3 protein-coding genes are annotated in these 6,007 nt (G+C 72.5%); all 3 read left to right on the top strand.

Annotation, left to right across the window (positions count from 1 at the left end; translation table 11 throughout):
• On the top strand, positions 1 to 1,158 hold a 1,158-nt coding region (locus ACOZHM_RS20635; RefSeq protein WP_421571219.1), incomplete at its 5' end, for an ATP-binding protein.
• On the top strand, positions 1,140 to 4,376 hold the full coding sequence (locus tag ACOZHM_RS20640) for a two-component regulator propeller domain-containing protein (protein ID WP_421571220.1): 3,237 nt from the start codon (positions 1,140 to 1,142) through the stop codon (positions 4,374 to 4,376). The genes ACOZHM_RS20635 and ACOZHM_RS20640, both read left to right, overlap by 19 nt.
• A 122-nt stretch (positions 4,377 to 4,498) precedes the next feature.
• On the top strand, positions 4,499 to 6,007 hold a 1,509-nt coding region (locus ACOZHM_RS20645), incomplete at its 3' end, for a ligand-binding sensor domain-containing protein (protein WP_421571221.1).

Raw genomic sequence — 6,007 nt, forward strand, 5'->3', positions numbered from 1 at the left:
GCCCGGCGCCGGCAGGCGCGCGCCGGGCGGCAACGGGCCGAACAGGACTCGGCGCAGCGCAGCCGCTTCCTGGCCGACCTGGGCCGGCAGATACGCGCCCCGCTGACACCGGTGCTGGGCTGGAGCGAGTTGCTGCTGCAGTCCCCGCTGTCGCCGATTCAGCGCGAGCAGGTGGGCAGCCTGCAGCGCGCGGGGCATCACCTGTTGCGATTGATGGACGACGCACTGGACGTGGCCAGTATCGAATCGGGCCGGCTGCAACTGCAGGGGAGCCCGTTCGCACTCGCCCCACTGCTGCACGAACTGCACGCGCTGCAGCAGCCGGCGGCGGACAGCAAGGGGTTGGCGTTGCACTGGAGCAGCAGCCTGGATGCGCGGGCGGGTTTTCACGGCGACGTCCAGCGCCTGCGCCAGATCCTGCTCAACCTGCTGGGCAACGCGGTGAAGTTCACCACCCGCGGCCAGGTCAGCCTGACTGCATGCGCCGGTCCCGAGGGACGCGGCCTGGTCCTGTGCGTGGCCGATACCGGCCCGGGCATGAGCACCGACCAGGTGCAGCGGCTGTTCCAGCGCTACAGCCAGGCCGAAGGCGCACACACGGCGGCGCGCCACGGCGGGAGTGGGCTGGGGCTGGCGATCAGCCGGGATCTGGCGCGGGCGATGGGCGGCGACATCGACGTGGAGAGTCAGCCCGGCCGGGGCACGCAGTTCCGGCTGGTGTTGCCGTGGGCGCGCGCGCTGGATCCGACGCCAGCGTCGTCGTCGCCTGCAGACGGCTGCACGGCTCAGGCGGCCTGCAGCCTGCGGGTGATGGTGCTGCTGCCGTCGGCCAGTGCGGTCGACGTGGTCTGCGCGCTGCTGCGCGCACAGGGTCACCGGGCCACGGGCGTGGACACGGTGGAGACCTGGTTGCGCGATGTCGATCCCGGGCCGTGGGACCTGATTGCCGCCGATCCGGACATGCTGGTGCACGGCGCCCGCCTCAGTGCGCGGTTGCCCTGGTTGTGGCCCGGCGTCCCGCGGCTGGCGCTGACGCCGCGCGCCGATGCCTGCGCCGAACGCGATGCGCGCGCGGGGGGATTCGACCTGTTTCTGCGCCTGCCCGTGACCAGCGCGCGGCTGGCGGCCGGGATCGCGCAATGCCGGGCGCGCGCATGAGCGCTGCAGGGCACACCGCTGCGCGGTCGCTGTGCGGGGTGCTGCTGGGACTGCTGCTCGCCGGCGCAGCGCTGGCAACGCCTTACAACGCACTGCGCTTCACCAGCGCCGACGGACTTCCCTCCATCGCCGTGCGCCAGTTGGTGGAAGACCGCCAGGGGTATCTGTGGTTCGCCACCGAAGACGGGCTGGCGCGCTTCGACGGTCATCGCTTCCGGGTATGGCGGATGGAGCAGGGACTGGCGGACAACCAACTGCTGGCCATTGCCACCGATGCGCGGGACCAGCTGTGGATGGGCACCGGCCACGGCCAGTTGATGCGGATGTCGGCCGATCGCGAACACATCGACGTGTTCGATGGCGTGCGCTTCCCGGCGTTGGCGGGTACCGCGATCAGCGTCGTATTGCCTGCCCCCGACGGTGTTGTCTGGTTTGGCACGCGCGACGCGGGCCTGTTTCGATTGGGGCCGGAACGGCGGCTGCGGCAGTACCTGCCCACCCGGCGTGGCGATGGCCTGCCCGACCGCACGGTCGAGCATCTGGCGATGACCGCCGATGGCACGCTGTGGGTGGGCACGCCCAATGGCCTGGTGCGCTGGCGTGACGGTCGTTTCCTTGCGACGGAACCGGCGTTGTTGGGCACCGCGCCCGTCACCGCACTGGTGGTCGATGCCGGTGGGCGTCTGTGGGTCGGGGGGGCGGCAGGGCCATGGCGGTCGGCGTCCGGCGGGCGCCTGGAGCCGGTGGACGCCAGCGCCGACACCCGCCCACTGGCCGTCGCGCGCAGGGGTGGACCCTGGTTGGGCGATGGCGCGCAGGTGTGGCAGGGCGATGGCGGGCCGTTGCCCGGGCTGACCGTTGCCGTTACGGACAACCACACGACGCCGCGCCTGCGCTCGGCGCTCGAAGACCGGCACGGGGGAGTCTGGCTGCTGGGCATGCAGCGGGGGGTGTGGCGTCTTCCGCCCCATTGGCGCCACTTCATGCCGGCCGGGACGACGGCGCCGACGTTGCCTGCCCGGGATGCGATGCGGCTGGACGCCGCGCGGCCGATGCAGGCGCTGCAGTGTGCCGACGGCAGCCGCTGGCGGATCACCGCCCGGACGATCGAGCGTCATCCACCCGGCGGCGCCCCCGCAAGCCGCTGGCCCCGGGATGCGCAGGTCCCGCTGGGGCGGGAAGACGACGGGGTGGTGCATTGCGACGGCGCCGAAGGGCTGTGGTGGGGCGGGCGGCTGGGGCTGGCGCGCTGGACGGCGGGGCGCCTGCAGCGGGTGTCGGGCGTGCACGGCGAGATCAGCGCGCTGCACGTTGCCGATGACGGCGCGCTGTGGATCGCCGGCGCCGGCAGCGTGCGCCGCTACCAGGTCACCGGCACGGCAGCGCGGCCCGGCGTGTTCGTGGACGCGCGGCAGGGCCTGCCACCGTTGCGGTTGACGTCATTGGCCAGCGACGCACACGGCGCCGTCTGGGCGACCAGCGCCAGGGGCTTGCTGCGCCTGCGCCCGCGCGAGGGAAAGGTGCGCCTGTACACGCGCAGCGACGGGGTTCCCGAGGCGGTCTTCAACGCGCAGCTGCGCGCCGACGGCACGCATATGCTGGCGCTGCATCCGCAGGGCGCGGTGGTGCGATTCGATCCCGCGGGGCTGACCGCCTGTCCCGGCGAGCCGGCCCTGGTGGTCGAGCGGGTGCAGGTGCATCGCGACGGACACCTGCAGGTGCTGGCGCCGCAGCCGACGCTGCACCTGCGGCCGGGCGACCGCGACATCCAGGTCAGCATCCGGCTGCTCGGTACCGCGGTGGAGGCGGGCCAGCAATATCGCTTCCGTCTGTGCGGGCTGGACCGGGAGTGGATACGCGTGGGGCGTAGCGGCACCCGCGGCTTCCCGCAATTGCCACCCGGCGAGCACCGCCTGGAATTCCAGGGGCGGCTGGGCGATGGCCGCTGGTCGGCCACGCACGTCCTGCAGTTGCAGGTGGAGCGTAGCGGATGGCATCACCCGGCAACCGTCGGCCTGCGCGTTGCGGCGGGGGCGCTGCTGTTCGGTGGCGGCACGTGGGCCACCCTGCGCCGGCTGGCACGGACCCGCCGCGCGCAGGCGTCGGAGCAGCGCGCCGCGCTCGCGGTGCGCTCGGCGCATGCCAAGGAACAGTACTTGGCCACGCTGGGTCATGAGGTGCGCACCCCGCTGACCGGGATGCTCGGCATGAGCGAGCTGCTGTTGGACTCCCCGTTGCACGCATCCCAGCGGCAACAGATGGAGCGCATCCGGGAGGGCGGGCTGCACGTGCTGCAGCGGGTCAACCAGGCCCTGGACGAAGCGCGCCTGGAGGCCGGCTGCGCCCCGGTACAGTCGCTCGTGTTCAATGTGGCGCAGACGCACCGACAGTGGCTTGCCCGGCAGGTACTGCCGCTGTGCAGGCGTGGCACGGCCGTGGCGCTGTGCGTGCATGTAGGGCCGGCGGCGTATGCACAGGGCGACCCGGAACGCCTGGTGCAGATGATGGAGAGCGTGGCCTCCACGCTGGTGTCGCGGACCGGCGCCGGGCGGCTTTTCCTGCAGGTCTGGTGGCGGCCGGGGCGCGAGGGACTGCTGCTGGAGTTCGCGGCCAGCGGCACCGCCAACCGGCGTCTGCCCCTTGCGTCGGGCGCCGGGGTGGCCATCCCGGCGCCGACCCCGGCGGCGTTGTCCGCGGCGCTGGCTCGCGCCCGGCGCATGACCCGTGCGTTGGGAGGCCGGCTGCGCGTACACGCCGGGGCGGGGCGGCAGTGGCGGGTGCTGGTCAGCCTGCCACTGCCGGCCGCGCCACCAGCGCTCGGCCTGGAGCGACGGAATGCGACAACGCGGTCCGGCCCCGGCAGGCGGGTGTTGCTGGTGGATGATGATGCGGCCACCGCCGCGCTGGGTTGCCGGCTGCTGGCCGAACTGGGGCACCGGGCCGTGCATGTGCCGCACGCATTGGCCGCCCTGGCCGAACTGGCCGCGGCGCCGGTGGATCTGGTGATGCTGGATCTCGCACTGCCCGGTCTGGATGGGCTGGCATTGCTCGGACTGATGCGTGCACAGGGTTTCCACGCGCCGGTGCTGGCGATGACCGATCGGGACACGCCGGGGCTGGCGGGGCAGGCAATCGCCGCCGGTGCGACGGCGCTGCTGCGCAAGCCGACCTGCAGCGATACGCTGCGCGCGGCGCTGCACGAGGCGGGCCCGGGCTGAGGGTTCGTCGCCGCCCGGCGAAGCGTTTACCATCTACTCCGCCGATCCGGGCCAGTTGCGTCGGGTCCCGCCCGGTGCCGCGCTGCGCGCCCCGGCCTTGAACCGCTCCGGGAGAACCATTGGTGGTGCCTTTGCGTTGGCTGCTCCTGTTCGGGATGCTGTGGCTGTGGCCGTCGCTGCTGGTGGCGCAACCGGTACCACCGACACCGCGACAGCTGACGGTGTTCGACGGCCTGCCCTCGAATACCGTCAATCGCATGGCCGAGGACGGCTACGGGTACCTGTGGCTGGCCACCAACGACGGGCTGGCGCGTTTCGACGGACGCAACTACCGGATCTGGCGCGCCGGCGATGGCCTGCGCGACAACCATGTGTGGAGCGTGCACGTGGATGCGCGCAACCAACTGTGGATCGGCACCGAGAATGCAGGCCTTGCGATGATGTCGGCGGACCGGCGCGAGCTGCGCTTCTTCGACCGCACCAGCAACCCGGTGATCGGCAGCAACACCGTCTGGAGCCTGGCGTCCACCGGTGACGGCGCGCTCTGGTTCGGGACCTATGGTGGCGGGCTGCACCGGATGGATCGCGACGGCACGATCACCCGCTACATGCCCGAGCCCGGCAATCCGCACAGCCTGCCGGCGGACTCGGTCACGCATATGGCCACCACCCGCGACGGCAGCCTGTGGGTGGGTACCAAGGCCGGGCTGGCCCGCTGGACCGGGCGCGATTTCGAACGGGTGCCGGCGGCATTGCTGCCAGAGCCGCTGATCAACGGCCTGACCGCCGAGCTGGATGGCAGCCTGTGGATCAGCACCAATGCCGGGGTGGTGGTGCGGCGTGCCGACGGCCGCTTCGAACCGGCGCCGTGGAAGGTGAGCGGGAACGACCAGGTGCTCGGCATGATGCTGCGCGACGAGCAGGGCGGGTACTGGCTCGACACCCGTTCCGGGCTTGGCCGTGCCTACCAAAACCAGTTCCTGCAGGTGCCGCTGTACAGTGCGGTCGCGCGCGGCCAGGTCCGGCCGAACTGGACCGGCGCCTATGAAGACCGCGAAGGCGGGATCTGGCTGGCCAGCACCAACAGCGGCCTGTGGCACCTGCTGCCGCGCTGGTGGCAGTTCTCGGTACTGTCGCGGCTGGAGGACGATCCCGCCTCGCTGCGCAACGGCTATGTGCTGGGCATGGCGGCGTCCGCCAATGGCGGCATCTGGACGGTAGGCACGCATGGCGCGCTGGACCGCTTCGACCCGGCGACGGGCCGGATCGAACAGCACCGCACCTGGGTGGATGGCTCCCAGTGGTTGCAGTCGGTGGTGGAAGACGCGCGCGGACAGGTGTGGATCGGCTCGCACGAGGCGCTGCTGCGCTACGACCCCGGAAGTGACTCGTTGCGGCGCTGGGGGCGCGATGCGTCGGCCGACCGTGTGCTGGACGGCGTGGTGGAGTCGCTGGTGATCTGCGATGGCGGCACGGTGTGGAGCGGTTCGTCCGGCGGCTTGCAGCAACGCGACCTGGACGGGCGCGTGCTGCAGCAGGTGACCCCCGGGCCCGCCCGCCCGGGCCCCCGGGCCCAGGGGGCGGGGCGGGGGGGGGGGGCGCCCGGCCCCCGGGGGGGGGGCCCCCCGCCC

The sequence above is a fragment of the Stenotrophomonas sp. PD6 genome (assembly GCF_049199305.1).
In the GTDB taxonomy this organism is placed as follows: Bacteria; Pseudomonadota; Gammaproteobacteria; order Xanthomonadales; family Xanthomonadaceae; genus Stenotrophomonas.